Origin of the sequence: Klebsiella sp. FDAARGOS_511, from assembly GCF_003812845.1 — a bacterium.
Lineage (GTDB): Bacteria > Pseudomonadota > Gammaproteobacteria > Enterobacterales > Enterobacteriaceae > Klebsiella > Klebsiella grimontii.
In genome coordinates this window covers 5,903,789-5,923,861 of the sequence record NZ_CP033824.1, presented here as the reverse complement: position 1 = coordinate 5,923,861, position 20,073 = coordinate 5,903,789, and the positions used below count along the sequence as shown (strand labels likewise).

At 55.2% G+C, this 20,073-nt stretch carries 20 protein-coding genes; 6 read left to right on the top strand and 14 right to left on the bottom strand.

Annotated elements, in window-relative coordinates:
- Window positions 1–76 precede the first annotated feature (76 nt).
- The gene (locus EGY08_RS29745; RefSeq protein ID WP_004113196.1) at window positions 77–1,339 is read left to right on the top strand and encodes a PTS galactitol transporter subunit IIC; all 1,263 of its coding nucleotides are present in this window, start codon (window positions 77–79) and stop codon (window positions 1,337–1,339) included.
- Between the two features lie 123 nt (window positions 1,340–1,462).
- On the opposite strand, the gene ompC is transcribed toward EGY08_RS29745, so the two are convergent.
- The 6 genes from ompC to EGY08_RS29715 form a co-directional block, all read right to left on the bottom strand.
- Window positions 1,463–2,548, bottom strand: a complete 1,086-nt coding sequence (gene ompC / locus EGY08_RS29740; RefSeq protein WP_004120086.1) for a porin OmpC — start codon at window positions 2,546–2,548, stop codon at window positions 1,463–1,465.
- A 698-nt stretch (window positions 2,549–3,246) separates the two neighbouring features.
- A complete protein-coding gene (locus EGY08_RS29735; protein ID WP_004120085.1) occupies window positions 3,247–3,723 on the bottom strand; it encodes a WbuC family cupin fold metalloprotein in 477 nt (158 codons plus the stop codon).
- 326 nt (window positions 3,724–4,049) lie between these two features.
- Window positions 4,050–4,556 (bottom strand): hypothetical protein, encoded by a 507-nt coding sequence (locus EGY08_RS29730; protein ID WP_049115219.1) that lies wholly within the window; start codon window positions 4,554–4,556, stop codon window positions 4,050–4,052.
- Window positions 4,557–4,987: 431 nt separating this feature from the next.
- Window positions 4,988–5,995, bottom strand: coding sequence for a FecCD family ABC transporter permease (locus EGY08_RS29725; protein ID WP_004120081.1), 1,008 nt, complete (start codon window positions 5,993–5,995; stop codon window positions 4,988–4,990).
- Window positions 5,992–6,948 (bottom strand): ABC transporter substrate-binding protein, encoded by a 957-nt coding sequence (locus EGY08_RS29720; protein WP_123829345.1) that lies wholly within the window; start codon window positions 6,946–6,948, stop codon window positions 5,992–5,994. Before EGY08_RS29720 ends, EGY08_RS29725 begins: the two co-directional genes overlap by 4 nt.
- Before the next feature lie 24 nt (window positions 6,949–6,972).
- Complete coding sequence (locus EGY08_RS29715) at window positions 6,973–7,782, bottom strand: ABC transporter ATP-binding protein (RefSeq protein ID WP_123829344.1); 810 nt, start codon at window positions 7,780–7,782, stop codon at window positions 6,973–6,975.
- Window positions 7,783–8,070: 288 nt separating this feature from the next.
- Here EGY08_RS29715 and EGY08_RS29710 point away from each other — a divergent pair, with 288 nt between their 5' ends.
- On the top strand, window positions 8,071–8,400 hold the full coding sequence (locus EGY08_RS29710; RefSeq protein ID WP_004120075.1) for an NIPSNAP family protein: 330 nt from the start codon (window positions 8,071–8,073) through the stop codon (window positions 8,398–8,400).
- Between the two features lie 110 nt (window positions 8,401–8,510).
- Here the strand turns inward: EGY08_RS29710 and EGY08_RS29705 are convergent, their stop codons facing one another.
- Window positions 8,511–9,332, bottom strand: coding sequence for an XRE family transcriptional regulator (locus EGY08_RS29705; protein ID WP_123829343.1), 822 nt, complete (start codon window positions 9,330–9,332; stop codon window positions 8,511–8,513).
- Window positions 9,333–9,486: 154 nt separating this feature from the next.
- On the opposite strand from EGY08_RS29705, the gene celB reads away from it, so the two are divergent.
- Genes celB through EGY08_RS29690 form a run of 3 tightly spaced genes read left to right on the top strand, consistent with a single transcriptional unit; the run spans window position 9,487 to window position 13,225 of the window.
- Window positions 9,487–10,806: a PTS cellobiose transporter subunit IIC gene (celB, locus tag EGY08_RS29700; protein WP_004120071.1), complete on the top strand. Its 1,320-nt coding sequence runs from the start codon at window positions 9,487–9,489 to the stop codon at window positions 10,804–10,806.
- Between the two features lie 4 nt (window positions 10,807–10,810).
- Window positions 10,811–11,764: a N(4)-(beta-N-acetylglucosaminyl)-L-asparaginase gene (locus EGY08_RS29695; RefSeq protein WP_123829342.1), complete on the top strand. Its 954-nt coding sequence runs from the start codon at window positions 10,811–10,813 to the stop codon at window positions 11,762–11,764.
- A gap of 3 nt (window positions 11,765–11,767) precedes the next feature.
- A complete protein-coding gene (locus EGY08_RS29690) occupies window positions 11,768–13,225 on the top strand; it encodes a leucyl aminopeptidase family protein (protein WP_123829341.1) in 1,458 nt (485 codons plus the stop codon).
- A gap of 198 nt (window positions 13,226–13,423) precedes the next feature.
- On the opposite strand, the gene EGY08_RS29685 is transcribed toward EGY08_RS29690, so the two are convergent.
- On the bottom strand, window positions 13,424–14,623 hold the full coding sequence (locus EGY08_RS29685; RefSeq protein WP_112164959.1) for an MFS transporter: 1,200 nt from the start codon (window positions 14,621–14,623) through the stop codon (window positions 13,424–13,426).
- A gap of 108 nt (window positions 14,624–14,731) precedes the next feature.
- Here EGY08_RS29685 and EGY08_RS29680 point away from each other — a divergent pair, with 108 nt between their 5' ends.
- Window positions 14,732–15,688 (top strand): AraC family transcriptional regulator, encoded by a 957-nt coding sequence (locus EGY08_RS29680; protein ID WP_087828144.1) that lies wholly within the window; start codon window positions 14,732–14,734, stop codon window positions 15,686–15,688.
- Here EGY08_RS29680 and EGY08_RS29675 read toward each other — a convergent pair.
- From EGY08_RS29675 to EGY08_RS29650, 6 genes are read right to left on the bottom strand one after another with little or no spacing between them, the layout of a single operon-like run.
- Window positions 15,685–16,473, bottom strand: coding sequence for a pyrroline-5-carboxylate reductase family protein (locus EGY08_RS29675; RefSeq protein WP_123829340.1), 789 nt, complete (start codon window positions 16,471–16,473; stop codon window positions 15,685–15,687). The genes EGY08_RS29680 and EGY08_RS29675 overlap by 4 nt on opposite strands.
- A 12-nt stretch (window positions 16,474–16,485) precedes the next feature.
- Window positions 16,486–17,241 carry a VOC family protein gene (locus EGY08_RS29670; protein WP_123829339.1) on the bottom strand — a complete coding sequence of 252 codons (756 nt, stop codon included), beginning with the start codon at window positions 17,239–17,241 and terminating at the stop codon, window positions 16,486–16,488.
- On the bottom strand, window positions 17,238–17,768 hold the full coding sequence (locus EGY08_RS29665) for an L-2-amino-thiazoline-4-carboxylic acid hydrolase (RefSeq protein WP_123829338.1): 531 nt from the start codon (window positions 17,766–17,768) through the stop codon (window positions 17,238–17,240). The genes EGY08_RS29670 and EGY08_RS29665 overlap by 4 nt, the downstream gene beginning before the upstream one ends.
- Before the next feature lie 4 nt (window positions 17,769–17,772).
- A complete protein-coding gene (locus EGY08_RS29660; protein WP_032741830.1) occupies window positions 17,773–18,615 on the bottom strand; it encodes a transporter substrate-binding domain-containing protein in 843 nt (280 codons plus the stop codon).
- Window positions 18,605–19,357, bottom strand: a complete 753-nt coding sequence (locus tag EGY08_RS29655) for an amino acid ABC transporter permease (RefSeq protein ID WP_123829337.1) — start codon at window positions 19,355–19,357, stop codon at window positions 18,605–18,607. Before EGY08_RS29655 ends, EGY08_RS29660 begins: the two co-directional genes overlap by 11 nt.
- A 9-nt stretch (window positions 19,358–19,366) precedes the next feature.
- Window positions 19,367–20,065: an amino acid ABC transporter permease gene (locus EGY08_RS29650; RefSeq protein WP_123829336.1), complete on the bottom strand. Its 699-nt coding sequence runs from the start codon at window positions 20,063–20,065 to the stop codon at window positions 19,367–19,369.
- Between the last annotated feature and the right edge of the window lie 8 nt (window positions 20,066–20,073).

The window sequence follows — 20,073 nt, the reverse complement described above, 5'->3', positions numbered from 1 at the left end:
CGCTTAAGGTTTTTTCTACGGCCCATTGGGCACGGGTTCGCTCGCGCCCAATTCGGTCGCCTTTTAAGGAAATATTATGGATATTATCAACAGCATTATTAGTCTGGGGGCATCAGTGATGATGCCAGTAATATTCTTTATTATCGCACTGTGCTTTGGGGTTAAAATCGGCACCGCATTTAAAGCCGGGATGCTGGTCGGTATCGGCTTTGAAGGGGTGGGACTGGTGATCGGCCTGCTCTTAACCAACCTCGGGCCGGCGTCGCAGGCCATGGTTGAACGCATCGGCCTGCACCTGACGGTGGTCGATACCGGCTGGCCGACCGCCTCCACTATCGGCTGGGGCTCGCCGCTAATGCTGCCGGTAGTCGTGGGATTTATTGTTATTAATATTGCCATGCTGCTGCTTAAATTAACCAAGACGGTAAATATCGATATATTCAACTACTGGATTTTCCTGATTATGGGGTCGGTTGTGTATGCCGGCACCGGTAACTACTGGCTCTCCGTAGGCATTACCTTCGGCATATTTATCTTAACCCTGCTGGCGGCGGATTTAACCGCACCGTATTTGCAAAAAAACTATAATCTGCAAGGGATATCATTCCCCCATCTTACCTGTATAACCTACGTACCGTTTGGTATTGCCTGTAACTATATTATTGATAAGATCCCACTGATCAATAAAATTAATTTCGACCCGGAAAGTATTAATAAAAAATTCGGCGTCTTCGGGGAGCCACTCACTCTGGGCTTCGTGCTGGGGCTGCTGCTGGCCTTCCTGGCCGGGTACGATGTCTCGGCTGCGGTATCGCTGGCGATTAAAGTTTCCGCCGCCATGCTGCTGCTACCGAAAATGATCGAAATTTTAGTGCAGGGCCTGCTGATCGTGCGCGATGCCGCGGAAGCGAAGCTGAAAGCGAAATTTCCCAACCGCGATTTCTATATCGGCATGGATACCGCACTGCTTATTGGCGAACCTTCGGTGCTGGCAACCGGGCTGCTGCTGATCCCTATGGCGGTGGTGCTGGCGATTATTCTGCCAGGCAACCGCGTGCTGCCGTTTGTCGATCTGGCCTCCCTGATGTTCCTGCTGGCGATGGTAACGCCTTTTTGTAAACGTAATATGTTCCGCATGTTTATCACCGGCACGCTGGTGGTCACCTGTATTTTGTACGTCGGAACGGATATTTCGCGGGAATACACCCAGGCGGCGGTCAACTCTAATATTCCTGTGCCGGAGGGGATGGCAGAAATTACCAATATCGTTGGCGGAGCCACCACGCCGGTGGGCTGGCTGGCGGTGAAGTTTGGCGAGTTTTTCACTACCGCGCCGTAAATTCTCTCTCTTCTCACTCTGCCCGGCGCGGGAAACGGCGTCGGGCTTTTTTCGCCGCGCCCGCCATTAAAAATGCCTGCCAGGAGGGTAAGCTGGCAGGCATGGCACAATAGACGTCTGTGCTTAGAACTGGTAGGTCATACCCACGGCAACGATGTTGTCGGTACTGATTTTGGCATCGTTGGTGAATTTCGTGTCATCCAGCAGGTTGATTTTATAGTCCACGTAGGTAGACATGTTCTTGTTGAAGTAGTAAGTCGCGCCTACATCAACGTATTCAACCAGATCCTGGTCGCCATAGCGGCCCAGATCTTTGCCTTTTGATTTCAGGTAGGCAATGGACGGACGCAGACCGAAATCAAACTGATACTGAGCAACCACTTCAAAGTTCTGCGCGGTATTAGCAATATAGCCGCTACCGAACTTCGTCATATTGCGGGTTTCAGCATAGGTGGTCGCCAGGTAGAGGTTGTTGGCGTCATACTTCAGACCGGCCGCCCATACTTCTGCTTTCTCGCCGCGGGCGTATGCGTTCGGATTGTCGCGACCCGCTTTAACCTGCGCATCGGTACGATCGGATGCCGCGTAGGCTGCGCCTGCGGCAAAACCTTCGTACTCATAGGTAGAGGCCAGACCCCAGCCATCGCCATGCTGCTTAGCCAAATCGCGACCGTTGCCCTCTTCTTTACCCTGATACTGTACGGCGATATTCAGACCATCAACCAGCCCGAAGAAACCGTTGTTACGGTAGGTAGCAACGCCGGTGGTACGTGCGGTGGCGAAGACGTCGGTCTGGGTCCAGGTATCACCGCCGAACTCCGGCAGCATATCGGTCCAGGCACCGATATCATAGGCAACGCCATAGTTACGACCGTAGTCCAGAGAACCAAATTCGCCAAACTTCAGGCCGGCAAACGCCAGACGCGTTTTGTCGCCGGAGTTGTCGCCTTCAACGTTATTGGCGCTGAAGTTATATTCCCACTGGCCGTAGCCGATCAGCTGGTCGTTGATCTGCGTTTCACCTTTGAAGCCCAGACGAGCATAGGTCTGATCGCCATCTTCTGACTTATCGCTGGAGAAATAATGCAGGCCGGTCACTTTCCCATAGAGGTCGAGTTTGTTTCCGTCCTTGTTATACACCTCAGCTGCCTGCACGGTTCCTGCAGCAAGAAGTGTAGAGACGGCCACTGTTAGTAATTTTAATTTCATATTATTTCGTCCCTAACTATTAATAGAATATCAAATCTCAGATACCTTCTGAGCGAGACCATTATGCGATAATTCGCAAAGAGACTTGAAATTAAAAGTTCCGAATTTTTATACCAAATACCATAATTGTGACGAAAACGGTGGTTGTTAATTGATGTGCATCAATTACTCCCCGCTTCCATTGGCAAATATTCTGAATAACGTCTTACGTAACCCAGAGATACAGAAGGTTTAACCAAAATATATAAATTATCATAAGGAAATTCTAATGATTAGATAAATTAAAGATTGCAATTTGTTAAAATCTACAAAAATCAGTAAGTTAAAATTTAACCAATCACGCATTAATGTTTATTCATAAATGCATTGATTCACCTGAACAGCTCTTAATGAGTATATTCCGATCCTTCCCAGCAGATAAATTATAGTACTGAGATTACCATATTGCGTTATTGAAAATTCTTTACAAAAACCGTAAAAATTATAACGTGGTGGTTTAAGATATGTTTAACACTTCTGTGAAAGGGATATCAGAGGCCCTATTTCAGGGGATAAGTTTAACTATGAATAAATACTATCAATAAATAGCGCATGGAGATTGTCACCCGTTTGATAAGCCGCTGACGCGCCGGGAACGTCTTAATCTATATCAGGGATAAAAAAAGCTGGCGCGGAGCTGCCCCCGCGCAATGCCTCGATTACAGGGTAAAACCGCCGTCACCCACTTGCGCCCGGGCGTACCACTTCATTAGCTCGGCAGTTCCCGGCGCGTTTTCAGCTGGCGCCCACGGTGCCGCGTCTTGCTCAGTAACAGGCTGGTAACCACCGTATTTAACCTCAAAAATTACGCCGCCCTTATCCATCGACAACACGGCATGCCAGGTACCCGCCGCCATCTCCAGCACCTTACACTCTTCGCCTAACACCACGCGCTCGATTACGTTGCCAGCATCATCAAAGGTCAACACCACAAAGCGTCCGCTAAGGGATGTCAGCAGTTCAAAAGTGTGCGGGTGACGGTGAGGCCGAACATAGGTACCCGGCTCCATAGCGACGGCCAGGCGTTGCACCGGATCGCTTAAATCAGGGTGGAAATTACGATGGGCACGTAAACGAGGCGAAGCTGCAGCCTGTTCGCTTTGTTGCTGGAGGTCACTCAACGTCATTTGTTTCATATAAGCCTTTTTTTGTATTTGGGCAGCTTACGACAATCAGCTCGTCGTAAGACTTGATGCCATTTTCAACAGACGATTAGCCTCGCCGCTCGCGGAACACATCGCTGTGCGGATTATAGACGCTGATGCCGCGGTCCCAAAGCGCCAGAGATGGCAGAACAGATTGTCGTGGGGATCCGTTTTCCCCCTGCCCTCGATATAAGGCTTAGAATAGATGACATGAAAAAGAGTGACTTTGTGAGTACGCTCCTTAACAATCGCGGCAGGCGGAAAAATAAGATGAAAGTGCGAAGATAAGGGTATGGTCGCGCATGCAGATGAAGCAATTAATCCGGCGTGAATTTATCGAGCAGCGAAAAAGCGTGTAAATAATTAGACAGCGCCAGTAGCGCATGAAATGAGTTAAAACCAAACTTCTCAATTAATCTTCTTTTATAGCTGCTGTAGGCCTTGGGCGAAATGCCGAGCAGCTCTGGGTAATCTTTTGCCAGTACGGTAAATTTCATAATAAAAATATACTGAAATTCTCTCTCTGTTAACGTGATGTCCTCTCCCACGGGGATGCCATCAGTCACTCTGGCGATAATACTGGCGATATGTGCGGTGCGTCTTTTGTTTATCAAACAAATGATATTACCTTCAACCCGGAAACAAACAAAACTCTTTTTCATTTCAAAGCTGTTTATCAAAAAATGAAACTGCGCGCAGCTGCTGGATGCGTACTTTGTTAAGCACAAATCGACCAGATTCGCTTTTCTGACCGATTTTATGTCGTTTATTTTCAGACGCATGGCTCTTTTAAAAAAATGATTATGGCTGAAAATAGTTAACATTCCTTTCCCTCATGAAAGTGCAATCATCCTTTATAGAAATGCGTATAATAGGCGCCATGGGGATATACCCATGAGTGAAGTGGGTGAATTATAAGTTTGTTTAATATTTATTGTCCAGACGAGTGAATTTCAGAAAAATCCCTGCGAAATGTAAACCATGGGATTTTCACAGGCCCGGAGACAGCACTTATACCCACGCTTACTTTAGGATTTTTCTTACCAGGCGTCGGTTAAAGAGAAAGTAGCAGCATATCACTCTGTGATAAAGACGATACTTAACAAGTAACGTTGAAATATTTAATTTATCAAAATATAAAACTATCAACGGAGGAGATTGCGCATGAACCGAAGCGCATGCGCGCACTGACTTCCGGGCAGTGGTTTGCCCTTCGTTTAAATCTGCGCCAGGAAGCGACCCGGCGCGACTCAGTTTATGACCGGTTTCTGGCCAGCAAAATAATAATAAACAGTCCGCCGATGCCGGCCGTAATGATCCCTATAGGCAGCTCCTGCGGAGCCAGCAGCGTCCTGCTGACAATATCGCCGCCGCACAGTAGCACTGCGCCCCACAGGCCGCATAAAGGAAGCAGCAGCAGATGTTTTACGCCAGAAAAATAGCGGCACATATGCGGCACCATTAGGCCGATAAAACCGATCACTCCGGTCAAGGCCACCAGCAGCGATGTCGCCAAGGCGCAGCAGAAAAAAACCTCCATTCGCAGGCGGCTGACGTTGATGCCCAGCGACCGCGCGGTCTGCTCGCCGGCCAGTAAACCATCCAGCGAGCGCCAGCGTAACAGTACGAACCCGCCGAGAAACAGCAGACTGAATACGGCATACGGTAAATTATCCCAGCGCGCCAGACCGAGCCCTCCCAGCGACCAGAACAGTACCGAACTGGCGGCCCGCTGATCGCCGGAGAAAATCAGATAGCTGGTCAGCGCGCCGAATAAAAAGGAGATCGCCAACCCGCAAATCACTAAGTGCTCGGCGCCGCGCTGCTTTTTAAAATGAAACAGCAGCATCACCGCCACCGCCGAGCAGAGGCCGCCAACAAATGCCGACACCGGCAGCGTCAGCGCGCCAAGCCGTTCGCCAAATCGGGTGATCACCAGCACCGCGCCCGCCGATGCGCCGGAGGAGAGACCAAATAAAAAAGGATCGGCCAGATCGTTGCGGGTGGTGGTCTGTAAAAGGCCGCCCACGATGGCCAGCACGGCGCCCGCCAGCACTGAGAGCAGCGTTCTTGGCACGCGTAAATCAATGACAATACGCCCAATCATCTCCGATACCGGCACATCCAGCAGCCGCAAGGCTCCAAGAACCTGGGCCAGCGATAGCGGTACGCTCCCTTTGGCAACACTGAGCAACATCAAACCGGCTAACAGCGGCAGCGCGCCCCACATTGCCCAGCAGTAACGATATGGAGTGCCCTTCATTGGTTAGCCGCTGGATACAGCGCATGAGCCAGCTTTTCCGCCGCATTGATATTCGCCGGACCGGGCGTCAATTCAGCATATTGCAGCTTCAGGTAGCGCTGCTGCTTCACCGCCGGTGTCTGCTTCATTAACGGATGATTTTCGAGGAAACGGCGCAGCGAATCAGCGCCGCTGCCGGTCTGATAATCGAGAAGAATAATAAAGTCGGGCTCCGCCGTCGCCACGCTCTCCCAGGAGGTGGTTCCCCAGCTCATCTCCAGGCTTTCCATCACGTTTTTCCCTCCGGCCGCTTCAATAATCGCGGTCGGCATGGCATACCGCCCGCTGGTAAAGGGCTTATCTTCGCCAGAGTCATAGACAAACACTTTCAAAGGCTGTACGCCCCGCGGCGGTTTAGGCAACGCGTTCAGCGCTTTCTTCCAGCCGTCAACCAGCGTCTGGGCCTCATGCCGCTTGCCAAAGATCTTGCCCAACGTCAGCTCATCGTTGTACAGCAGGTCCATACTCGCTTTACGTTTATGCTCCGCGGTAAGGACGCAGCTCTCACTCAGCACAAAGGTTTTGATGCCGTATTTATCGAGTACGGAAGGCGTGATCTCGCCGCCGACCTTCATGCCGTAATTCCAGCCTGCGAAAAAGAAATCAGGATTCACCGCCAGCAGCGTTTCCAGCGAGGGATATTTTGGCGCCAGCTCGGGAATTGCTCCCATCTGGTGTTTAAATTCCGGGGTCATTTTGTACCACCCGGTAATGCCGGTTAAGCCCACGATGCGGTCCTGCAACCCGAGAGCAAAAGCCATTTCAGACATATTAAGGTCGTGTACAACCGCCCTTTTCGGCGCCTGGGTGAATGTCACCGGCGTTCCGCAGCTCTCAATAGTGACGGGGAAATCAGCCGCGCTTGCCGCTGAAATGGAAAGAACCGCCATAATGCCTGCAAACCCTTTTTTCATGCTTCGTTATCCTTCAATAATGTATTACGCATAGCCTGGAACCTCGAAAATCCGCAGCGCTTTCCCCGTTTCGGGATGCGGTACGGTAAAGCTGGTCAAACCAAAGACCGGGTAAAGCCGTTCTGAAACCAACACGCGCTCCGGCACGTCCCAGGCCAGGGCGCGCCCTTGTGATAAAAGCAAAACCCGGTCGGCAAAGGACTCAATCAGGGAAAGATCGTGCAGTACCGCAACGACCGTGATCCCCTGGCTTTTCACTAATGCCAGCAGTTCAACCCTGGCATGCGGATCAAGGTGGTTGGTCGGTTCATCCAGCAGCACCAGTTTTGGCGACTGGGCCAGCACGCGCGCCAGCGCCGCCCGCTGTCGCTCGCCGCCGGATAACGCGGAGAGCGAGCGCGTGCGCAGCTTCTGCAATCCCGTATCGTTAATCGCCCGGGTTACGATGCTTTCATGTTCGCGCCGTGACATATCCCGGACGTGGGGAATACGTCCAAGAGCGACATAATCCTCAAGCGCCAGACGCATATCGGGGGCGTCGTTCTGCGCCAGTACGGCTATCTGCCGGGCCCGCTGCTGCCGGGTTAAGGCGGCGACGGATCGGCCATATAAGCGAACGTCGCCCTCCCGCACCGTCAGTTCATGATCTATCGCGCGCAATAAAGAAGTTTTTCCGCTGCCGTTCGGGCCAATGACCGCCAGACACTCTCCTTTACCGGCACTAAAATGAATGTCGGCGAGAATTTCCCCGCCGCCGGGACGCGGCAACGATGCGATACTGACGCTAAGTACCGGATCATTGGTCGTAACACCCTTTGTCAAACTCTCCTCCATTAGCCGTTCTCCCTCGCTCCTGGGTACGGATTAGTGAAACGCGTTCTCTTGTTCATTTTCACCGCAGAAAATAGATGATAATCATTATCATTTAAAAAGAAAGGTGAATAGTCACAGATTTTATAATGTTTTATTTATTATGTTATAACATAACAATTATAAGCAGTGATTTGCAACTGCTCTTCGGGGCTGGCCAGAGCGAAGTGCCAAAACATTGGGAGTTGTGTTCAACGCGGCGCTGTGGTGTATTGCTGCAGCCTTCAACGGATTTGCACAGGAAATGTCAGGATGAAAACGGTAGAGTTTTTGCTTTATACCCTTAAACCGGGTTCCGGGAACGATTTTCACCGGATAATGAAAGAACAAAGCGCGCCCTGCCACCGTGCCGCCGGCATGGATATCGTCTCCTTCGGTAATTCAGTTGATGATAACGACGCTTATTATCTGATACGGGCCTATGACGACCTGGCGCATTTAAACGCTTCCCAGGCGCGCTTTTATAGTAGCCCCGCCTGGCGCGAAGGCCCGCGACAGGCCATTATTGATAGGATCAGCGTCAGCGTAAAAACGGTGATGGTGCTGAGCGACAGCGCGATTGATGGCCTGCGAAACGGCTGACCTCCAGGGTCGCTGGCGTGGCCCAACAAAAAACGCGGTCTCTTTTGCTGTCGCAGATATTCTGGGACCTGGGCAAAATGCGGCTGCCGTGCCAGCCCCCGCCGCCACCATTAGTTCTGATTCATCGACTCAAGAAAACCCTGCGGCGTATTGTCACCCAGTTTCTTTTGCGCCCGCCCCTGGTTCCACAGCGTACACAGCCGCTGCAGCGTGGCGTCAGGCTCATCCAGCGCCGGGATAATATCGGCTAATCGTTCGCTAAGCTGTACCGCCCCGCACTCCTCCGTCATCACCGTTACGCATGACAAATCCGCGCGTATCGGCTCGAAGCCCTTATGAGCATAAGTCTCAAGACATTGTATCTGCGCCGGACAGGCGTTCAGCGCCTCGGTGAGCCAGCTATCCACCAGCGCGGGAGAGATCCCGCTATAGATGCGGCCAAAGCACCAGCCGCTAATCGGCTCCTGCGCCCACAGCAGATGATGTTCACCACCATCATCCATCGACAGCGCCAGTTGGCGGTAGTGCAGCGTCAGGGTATCAGCGCGCATCCCTGCCTTTAACGCTTTCTTTCCCTGCGGCGCGGCGTTTTTCCGCCCTTCATGGGCCGGGCGTAGATAGCGGTTCAGGGTGGCCCGGGAGATGGCGATGCCCAGCCCCTCATTCACCATAAACAGCAGCTCATCCAGCGGCGCGCGCAGCGCATCGCGCAGGGCGTTTATCAGGATCTCCTGCTCTTGTCTCAATACCTTGTGTATCAAATGCGGCGTAGTGTGGTTATCGGAAATCTGGCTGCGGTTGCGCCAGCGGCGTACCGTAGTAATGGAAATCCCCAGTTCCTGCGCCAGTTCCCGGTCGCTTTTGGTCGACTCCTGGAGATATTTTCGCGTTCTGGGGGTGGTGGTAGCATTAGCGTGCAGCTTAATTTCCATACGATCCTCTAAAGAAAATATAACCAATCATATGAGATATATATTATTGCAGAGAATACAATGTGAACCGCTTCACCTTTCAGCCCACCGCTTTCTCGCATAATCCGCCATAGATAGCACACACAGCCCCTGTCGATCTTGTACGGAGTTCACAATGAACAATGTTCTGGGATTTCTTGAAGCCAAACTGATGCCGCTGGCGGCGAAAACCGCTCAGCAGCGTCACCTCGGCGCTATTCGCGGCGCCTATGTTTCATTCATGCCTTTTATTATTGTCGGTTCCATTCTGCTGGTGATCTCGTCGTTCCCCAACCAGAGCTATCAGCAGTTTATGGCCAGCACCTTCGGCGCCAGCTGGAGCGCGATTATCGAAATTCCGTTCAACGCGGTATTTTCCACGATGTCGCTGTTTATCAGCTTCCTGGTGGCCTATCGTCTTGCGGAGCACTACGGCGATGACCGCATCTCCTGCGGAATCCTTTCGCTGGTGGGGTTTCTGATCCTCACGCCGTTCATTAAGGTCGCTGAAAACGGCGGCATCACGGTGATCCCCGTGGAATGGATCGGCACTAAAGGATTATTCGTCGCCATGATCGGTTCGCTGCTGTGGACCGAACTGTTCTGCTGGCTTAAGCGCAAGAAGCTGGTGATTAAGATGCCGGACGGGGTGCCGCCCGCGGTGCAGGAGTCGTTCGCCGCGCTAATCCCGGCGCTGCTGGTAATGATTCTGATCCTGGCGATTCGTATCGGGTTTGAGCACACCCACTACGCCACCATCCACCAGTTTATTTATGAAGTCGTCGCCTCGCCGGTACGCCATTACGGTACCTCCTACTTCGGCGCGCTGATGACCGTTTTCAGCATTACCATTCTATGGTCGGTTGGCATCAACTCCGGTTCGATGATTAACGGCATTATTCGTCCGCTGTGGATGGAAAATCAGACCGATAACATCGCGGCTATTCAGGCTGGCGTCACTCCGCCGCACATTATTACCGAGCAGTTCTTCGATATGATCTGGATGGGCGGCGCGGGCGCGACCCTGTCGCTGGTGATCGCGATGCTGATTTTCGCCCGCAGCAAAAATATGCGCGAGGTCGCCCGCCTCGGCGCTGGCGCTTCTATCTTTAATATCAACGAACCGATCCTCTTCGGCCTGCCGGTGATCATGAACCCGATCATGCTGATCCCGTTTAATCTCGTGCCGCTGGTGCTGGTGACGGTACAGTACGCGGCGATGAAAATTGGCGCGGTGGCCGTCACCACCGGGGTCTTTATTCCCTGGACGCTGCCGCCGGTGATCAGCGGGTTTATCGTCACCGGGCATCTTAGCGGTAGCGTGATGCAGATCCTCAATTTGCTGATTGGCGCCATGCTGTACCTGCCCTTCATGCGTATCGTCGATAAGCAGTATCGCGCGGCAGAAATCACCGCCCGAGCCGAAACGGACAACACGCTTGCTAAACAGGAGTAAACCAATGTGGGGAATGATTGCCACCTGGCGAATGGCGCTGGAAGGCGTAACCGAAGCCGCGACGGCGCTGGCCTCTGGCGCTGACACCGCCAGCGCCGTGGTCAATGCGGTGGCGGCGGTAGAAGATTTTCCGCTGTACAAATCGGTAGGCTACGGTGGTTTGCCAACGGAAAACGGCGAGGTCGAACTGGATGCGGCCTTTATGCATGGCGATACCCTGGCTTTCGGGGCAGTCGGCAACCTGGTGGATATCGCCAACCCGGTGAAAGTCGCCCACGCCCTCAGCCGCCAGCGCTATAACAGCCTGCTGGTTGGCCAGGGCGCCCGTGAGTGGGCCATAAGCCAGGGCTTCGCCACCAAATCGATGCTGACCGAGCGGGCCATGCAGCACTACCGCAAACGCTGCCGCGAAACGCTGGATAAAGGCCTCAGCCCCTACGACGGCCACGATACCGTGGGTATTATCGGTCTCGACAAACAGGGCTCCATGAGCGTCGCCACCTCCACCAGCGGCCTGTTTATGAAAAAGCGCGGGCGGCTGGGCGATTCGCCGATTATCGGCTCAGGCTTCTACTGCGATAGCGAGACCGGCGCCGCCACGGCTACCGGCGTCGGTGAAGATCTGATGAAAGGCTGCGCCAGCTACGAAATCGTCCGGCGCATGGCCCAGGGGATGACGCCACAGCAGGCGGCGGACTCAATGGTCTGCGAGCTGGAAGACAAACTGATGTCACGCTTTGGCCGCGCGGGCGATCTTTCGGTGGTGTGCATGAACCGCCGCGGCGAATTCGGCGCCGCCACCAATATCAAAACCTTCTCCTTTGTCGTCGCCAGCGCGACCCAGCCGCTCACCGTATTTTCCGCCGAGCGCGTACAGGAGAAAACCCACTACCGTCCGGTGGACGACGAATGGATGCAGGCCTACGCCGCACGCATTCGCGCCCCCATCGAGGAGTAAGCCATGCTGGATTACCGTTTTATCAACCGACTGGATAGCGCCAGCCATGGCGCGCATCTGGTGACCTGGCCCGGCAGTACGCTGTTAACCCTAGCCCCCCTTAATTCAAGCTCCCTGCTCGCGGAAATGGTGGAACAGGCCGCCCGCGGCGAGGTGGCGGATACCCGCTTCGGCTGTTCCCCCTTCGCCCGTATCACCCTTATTCCGCGACCGCTGTGGCAGGATACGCTGAACGATGGCCTGGGCGAGGCGCTGCGGCCGCTATGCAAAAAGCCGGTGAGCGAAGCGCTTATCCTCGACTGTTCGCGGGAACAGAGCAGCGGCGCGTTAACCAAAGCGCTGCGCGAACTGTTTAACCTCGACTGGCAGCTTGATGATTTAGGCCTGCATCAGGTGAAAGCCGTCAGGCCACGCCTTCGCCAGCTCGCCCTCTACGCCCTGCCCGAACAGCGGCCGGCGCTGGAAACCCTCGTGCGTCAACAACAGGCGATCGCGCACGGCATGATTGCCGCACGACGGCTGGCAGATCTGCCTTCAGAACAGTGTACCCCGCAGTACGTAGTGGAAGAGGCCCGGCGTCTGTGCGCCGATATTCCTGCTCTGCGCTGCGAAGTTCTGGATGAAAAAGCGATTGTTGATCAGGGTCTTGGCCTGCTGCACGCGGTGGGGAAAGGGTCCACGCGTCCGCCGCGCCTGCTGGCGATACATTATGATGGCGGCGGCGATGACCCAGTTCGCTGCTACGTCGGTAAAGGCGTCACCTTTGATACCGGCGGACTGTGGCTGAAGGAAGGCGCCGGGATGTACACCATGAAGTACGATATGTGCGGCGCAGCCAACGTCCTCGGCCTGATGCTGAGCATTGCCGAACTGGGGCTACCGGTGCGGGCGATGGGCGTTCTCGCGCTGGCGGAAAACGCGATTGGTCCCGACGCCATGCAGCCGGGCAGCGTCGCCCGGGCCTGCAACGGTCTGACGGTAGAGATCAATAATACCGACGCCGAAGGTCGGCTGGTGCTTTCCGACGCCATTGCCTGGGCCAGCCAGCGGCATCCGCAGGCGCGCTATATTATCGACATGGCAACCCTGACCGGCGCGGTGGTTAAAGCGCTGGGTTACGAGTTAAGCGGTTTGATGACGCAAAACGAAACGCTACGGGCGGCATTGACTCAGGCAGGGATAAAGAGCGGAGATGAAGTCTGGTCGCTGCCGCTGGATAGCAGGCTGAAGAAACAGACTGAAAGCGCCATCGCCGACCTGTGCAATACGCCGGGCAATAATGCGGCGATCAGCGCTTCCGCCGCCTGGCTTTTACAGCATTTCTGCCCGCCGGAAATCCCCTGGGCCCATCTCGACGTCAGCGGCACGGCGCTGTGGCGCGAAAGCGGTAAAAGCGTCGCTTCCGGCCGGCCGATTCCGCTGCTGATTCAGCATCTGCTCGATGATATTGAAGAGAGTTAACACCCTCCCCGGAGGCGATGCTGCGCATCTGTCCGGGCTACGGGTTACCAGCAATCTGCAACCCTGTAGCCCGGCTAAGCGCAGCGCAAGCCGGGAAGAGGCCGCAGCAATGCCACGTCACAGCATATTCCCCGGAGGCGGTGCTCGCGCACCTGTCCGGGCTACAAAATCAGCAGGATCCGTAACCCGGAAAATGTCCTACTCCTCGCTGACTACCGGTTTGACTCTTACCGCAAACAGCACAATCACCATGGCGCTGACCAGCAGCACGCCGCTGCCGACAAAAACGCCGCTCGCGCCGTTGAGATCGAACACCGCCCCGCCGCCTGCCGCACCGGCGCTAATCGCCAGCTGAATAGACGCCACCAGCAGACCGCCGGCGCTTTCAGCTTCATCCGGCACCGTGGTGGCAAGCCAGGTCGACCAGCCCACCGGCACCAGGCCAAAAGCAAAGCCCCACATCGCCACCAGCAGACCATCCAGCAGCTCCACGTGACCGAACGCCACCATCATCAGCGCCAGCACGCTCATTGCCAGCGGCACCAGCGCCAGCGTCAGGCGCAGGCTTCGGGCTAACAGATGTCCGGCAATCGACGTTCCGATAAAGTTCGCTACCCCAAAACCGAGCAGGATCAGGGAAACCCCTTCGACGCTGGCCTGAGCCACGGTTTCGAGGAACGGACGCAGATAGGTAAAGAAGGCGAAGTGGCCGCTGAAAATCAGGATGGTCGCGAGCATGCCGCCAATCATTCCGGGACGGCGCAGTACCTTAAACAGCGTAGCGAAGCTGCCGGCGCTCTCCGGGCGCATGGAGGGCAGAACCCACAGTTGCCAGAGCAGCGCAACCACGCTCGGCAGCGCACAGATAAGAAATACGTTGCGCCAGCCGATCAGCGCGCCGAAATAGCTACCCAGCGGCGCGGCAACCACCGTCGCAATTGAAACGGCGGAAAAAATAATCGCCAGCGCTTTCGGCACCATCGCCGCCGGGACCAGGCGCATGGTGGTCGCGGTCGACATCGACCAGAAGCCGCCGATGGCGATTCCCAGCAGCAGACGCCCCAGCAGCAAAAACTCCAGCGAACCGGCGAAGGCCACCATCATGCTGGAGATAATTTGCAAAACCGAGAAGAACATCAGCACCCAGCGGCGGTCAATATTTCGCGTCGCGGTAGTGATCAGTAGCCCGGTCACTAACGCCACCAGCGCCGTCGCGGTCACCGCCTGCCCCGCCATACCTTCGCTAACGCCCAGGCTTGCCGCCATCGGCGTTAACAAACTGGCAGGAAGAAACTCGGCGACAATCAGGCCAAACACCCCCAGCGCCAGCGCATAGACGGCGCGCCACGCGGGCCTGGCGTTAGCCTGGCTCTCTTCAGCTGCAATGCAGGAACTCATAAACATCTCTCCAGAACAATTAACATTTCGTTAAGGTTAAGCGCTTCTGTTCGGACGATCTATGATGCATACTCCTTGATTATTGATAATTCGTCCGGGAATGATGTTATGACTCAGCACGCCCTCGATCTCACCAGCGAACTCCTGCGCGGCATGCGCCTGTCCGGCGTCAACTACCGGCGCATCGAAACCTCCCGCCCGTTCGGCGTCGAGTTCGGCTTCGTGCCCGGTAAAGCGCAGTTCCACTTTATCAGCCGGGGGCCGGTACTGCTGCGTATGGTCAGCGGCCAGCGCCTGATGCTGCAGAGCGGCGATGCGTTGTTTATTCCCAACGGCGATGGTCACGTGCTGCTCTCCGATGACCAGGCGGCGGTGGTGAACGTGTCCAGACTGCCCAGCGAACCGGTCTGCGACTCTGTAAGCTGCGTCAAAAACGCGTGCGACGACGCGAAAAACGACAGCGCCATTATCTTCAGCGCCTGTATGGACTTTGAACTGGGCGGCATGCAACCGCTGGTCAAAGCGATGCCCGAGGTGATGCTGGTTAGTAGCCTGCTGACCAGCCGCCCGGAGATTCCGCCGATGCTGGCGGCGATGGAACGAGAAAGCCTCACTCGACAGGCGGGCTACGCCGGCATTCTGGCGCGGCTGGCGGATGTGGTCGCCGCGCTGATTGTCCGCGGCTGGGTGGAGTGCGGCTGCGGCAACGCCACCGGCTGGGTGCAGGTGCTGCGCGATCCTAAGCTGGCCAAGGCCATTTACGTGATGCATCAGCAGCCCGGCATTAACTGGAAAGTCGAGGATCTGGCCCGCGAGGCGGGAATCTCGCGTTCGGTATTTGCTGAACGCTTCCTCTCCGCCACCGGCACCACGCCCGCCCGCTATCTGACCGAGCTGCGTATGCGCCTCGCGGTACAGTACATTTCCCATGAGGGTCAGGCGCTGGAAAAAGTGGCCTTCCGGCTGGGCTACAGTTCGCATGCCGCCTTCAGCCGCGCCTTTAAACGCATTATCGGAAAAGCACCGGGCGCGCTGCGCGACCCGGCGCGGGAGCAAGAGGCTTAGCGCTGTCCCAGTTCACGGGTCCGTCTGACCGCCGCCAGTACGCTACGCTGAAGCCCGGCGGCAAAATCGCTGTTGTTCAGTTCGTACAGACCGTGGATCCCGACTCCTGCCGGGGAATTATTGATATCCAACAGCTGGCGCGGATGCTTCTGGCTTCGGCGCAGCATCTCGACCGCGCCGAGCAGATTTTCCAGCACCGCCTCCGTTGCCTGGGGTCGCGACAGCCCCGCCAGCACGCCGGCGTCGGTAAAGGACTCGATAAAATAGTAGATATAGTTGGGGCCCGCGACGGCAAAACCGGTAAAGATATCGATCAGCCGTTCAGGCAGATACAGTACCTTACCGAAGCCGCACAGAAACGGTTCGATTTCCGCCGCGCTGGCGTGCGCGTTTAAGGTCACGCCGCTATAGCCAAATCCGGTATCGGTCAGGGTATTGGGGATCACCCTGGCAATCGGCGTGGCCTCGCCAAACAGGGAGGCCAGCTTTTGCAGGTTCACTCCCGCAATCAGAGAGACCACCGTCGTCGAGCCGTTAAGCTGCGCGCGTACGCGGCTCGCCACCGCCGCCAGATCGTCCTGCGGGCGGATCCCCAGCACCAGCAAAGAAGCCTCGCTCGCGTCCCCGTTGCTCGACAACCGATAATGGGCATACAGATGCTCGACGCGCGCGCTGTCGATATCCTCCAGCGAGATCGCGTCCGCATGCAGCGCGCCGTTGCTTAATGACGCGCGAATAATTGCCTCCGCCATCTGTCCGGCGCCGATAAAATGGACCTTTGCCATGGTTCCAGCTCCTTATTCAAAGAGATATTCGCCGTTGCCAACGCGAAAGCGCCGGCCTTTCAGCGCCGGGTCGGCAACGCGAAACACCAGTTCAGTCAGCTGGTTCGCCGCGCCGTGGCGGAAGATAAACTCACGGCCGCCCACCTCTAGCCCGAGTTCGCCATGCGGGGAAAAACCAAACAGCCGCTGCCAACGGTCGCGTACCGTCCGGGGGTTGTGAACCGCAAAAACCGCGCGCTGCAGCTCTATCTCCCCCAGCGGATGCGGCGCAGCGAGACCCTGGGCCTGCAGGCGGCTCAACCGGACGTCATCCTCTTCCCCCCATTGCAGAACGAACGGATAGACCAGACCCTCAAAGTCGCCGTCAATGGTGAAGATCCGCCAGCTGATAACGTTGCCCTGCGGATCGTTGCGCTGGCCGTCGACGATCGGCGAAACCCGCAGTCCCTGTTGATGTAGCTCCGCATGCGTGTGCGCAATATCGTCGCTACGCAGCGCCACCCGATACAGCGCTTCATTTTCCGGCAGCAGCCGTGAGGCATCCCGGGAGAGTAAAAACGTCTCTGCGGCGCAAAGCAGCTCTGCGCCATCGGCAATCGCCAGAAATTCGATATAGGTCAGGCCGAAATAGCTCAGCGCATTCCGGGTCCCCCAGCCTGGATGGCGCCCACCGGCCACCGCGTTGAGCTTTTGTCCGCTCAGCGCCTCTATCGCCGCTTCAGGCTGATTAACGAACTGGACCGCGTGGTCCCACGTTAAGGTTGTCATTCTCCCTCCCGCTCCTCTGCCTGATAAAAACGCAGCCGACAGGCGGCATCACCGCGGGCCAGCGCGGTCAGCACCTCTAAATGCAGCCCCGAAAACGCATCGGTTAATGCATGATCGCCTTCCATGCAGATATCGCACAGCATCGCAATTTCGCTGGCGCCTCGCCCCTGCTGCTGCCAGCAGTTGACATAAGGACAGTAGTGAAACAGCACGATAAACTCGGCCCGGCCGATGCTGACGGGTTCCATCTCATAAACCTGAGATTCCAGACCGCGGGTAAACAGCCCGGCAAACTCCTGCAAATCCCGTTCATTCTCCATTTGTGCGCGGATCTTATGCCCGAGATCGCGGCCATAATGGCGTATTGCCTCGCGAGCAAAATCATCGGCGATCTGGCGCTGTCGGCTTTCGTCCAACAGATAACCGATTGTTGCCGCGCGTTTTTCAGTAATGGCGCGCAGCGCCAGGGTCACCTCATCGTTTAAGGTGGCGGCGTTATGCGCCGGTTCCGAACTTATTGGCGTCATGCGCTTATTCCCAGTCGGTATTCACTTTCACATCGCTGGCGCCCGGCAGGGCGTACACATCTTCGGCGTACCATTTCCGCGAGAGCTCAGCGAGCGTGCCGTCCTTTTTCAGGGCAACCAGCTGCGCGTCAATCGCTTTGATCAGCTGCGGGTCGGTATTCTTTTTATACAAATAGACGTTAGGAAACAGGCCGACGGAATCCGAAGCTTTCAGATTAAGATTTAGCGCCTTATTTAGCGCCAGCAGCGCGCCGATGGGATAAATCGCCGCATCGTATTCTCCGGAGGCCACGGCTTTGAAAATATCGGCGGCGGACTGTTCGCCGTTGGGCTGGAGGTTAATTTGTTGGCCCGGATGTTTTTTATTGTAGTTTTCAATCACCGTATACCGGGCGTCGGAGGTGTGGATCGGCACTAGCTTTTTCTTACCGCTGGCGAGATCGCCAAGGTTATGAATATCGCTCTCATCGTTACGCACGATCAGACGCAAATCGCTGATCCCGGTCGGTTCGCCGGAGTGGTCATATTTTTCTGCCCGCTCTTTGGTGAGATAAAAGTGATCCGCCGCGAGGGTATAAGCGCCGGTTGATAGGCCGACGATCATCGCGTCGCGCGAGACCGCATTAAAATGAAACGTATAGTCGGTTAACCGCTGGTCCAGCACCTTTAACAGGTCACCATCGTAACCGGTAATATTGTTGTTATCGTCAACAAAGCTAAAGGGAAAACCGTTAGCATTGACGACCACCTCAACCGTTTTGGCATTTGCGCTTTTCTCAACCGCCTGCGCGCCGTTAATTCCCATTGCTAACGCGAGCGAACTCACCAGTAATATGTTATTTTTCAAAATACTTTCCCCAAAATGATAACCGTGGACCACTCTTTTGTCCGTTTCCTTGCCAGCGGGCGCTCAGAAACGTTTCTGCACTGCGCAATGCTCTGGCAATCGCCAGGCACAGCAGGATATAAATCACCAGCACGACGCAATAGGCTTCGACAAAATGAAACCCGCGCGCGGCGGCGATATTGGCTTTCGCCATCAGATCAATAACGGTGATGGTGTAAACCAGCGAGGTGTCTTTAATCAGATCGATCAGCACGCTGGTAAAGTTCGGCAGCGCGGATACCGCCGCCTGCGGCAAAATAATGCGTCGGAACTGCGTGAACCCGCTTAGCCCAATTGACCATGCGGCCTCCCGCTGCCCTTTATCAACCGCGTTCCACCCGGCGCGAAAGGTTTCAGCGAAATAAGCGCTGAAAATCAACGATAGCGCGGTGACCGCCGCCGCCAGCGGCGAGAGTTTATAGCCGAACATAGTGTCCTGCGGGCCGCCAAACAGCCCGACGGCCACCCACGGCCAGACGTAAAAGAAGAAATACAGCATCACCAGCACCGGGACCGAACGGCCAAAGGAGAGGAATACCTTCGCCACAACCTGAACGCCCGGAATCTGACGAATAATCGCCCACGCCAGCGCCGCGCCCAGCAGCGTGGAAAACAGCAATGATAATAATGTTATCGTCAGCGTGACCGGCAACGCGCTTAATATAAAAGTAAAATTATCCCGAATGAACGCCAGGCTAAACATGTTTATCTATCACTCCAGCAGGAACTGATATTTCTTTTCAATACGAGTAGTCAAATAGAGAATAAAACTATTCAGCACCCAGTAGACGATAATAACGCTAATAAAGGCCGCTCCCTGTTTAGCCCCATAGCTATTTTGCGAAATCTTTTGCGCGCGACCAAAAATATCAACAATGCCAATAATATTGACCAGTGATGTCATTTTCACCAGGTTAATTAAAAGATTACCAAACACCGGGACGGCAATAATGAATCCCTGAGGGAATATGATTCGCAGCAGCCCAGTATGCCAGGGGATATTCAGGCTGGTAATGGCCTCTTTCTGGCCGCTATCCACCGCGCCCCACGCTGAACGCATCATTTCAGCAAAATAAGGGCTAATGCTGACCGAAATAGACAAAACCGCAAAGGTGGTATCGCTAATCAGCAGCGGCGGCAGCGCCAGCGCAGTGAGTATTAATTTGCCGCCGAAGAAAAACAGCAGGATCAGCAGCGCCAGGGGCGCGCCGCGCAGAATGTCAGTATAGGCGTTTGCCGCCGCTCTGAACGGTTTAAAGCGGCTAAATTGCAGCAACACGATCGGCAGCGCGATCGTCAAACCAAGGAGCAGCGACGCCAGCGCTATCCCGAGGGTCACGGGTAGGTTTTCCAGCAGCTTCGGCAATATCCCGGCAATATCCTGCCAGCTAAACAGCGGGTGATTGTTCATCTTCAGCC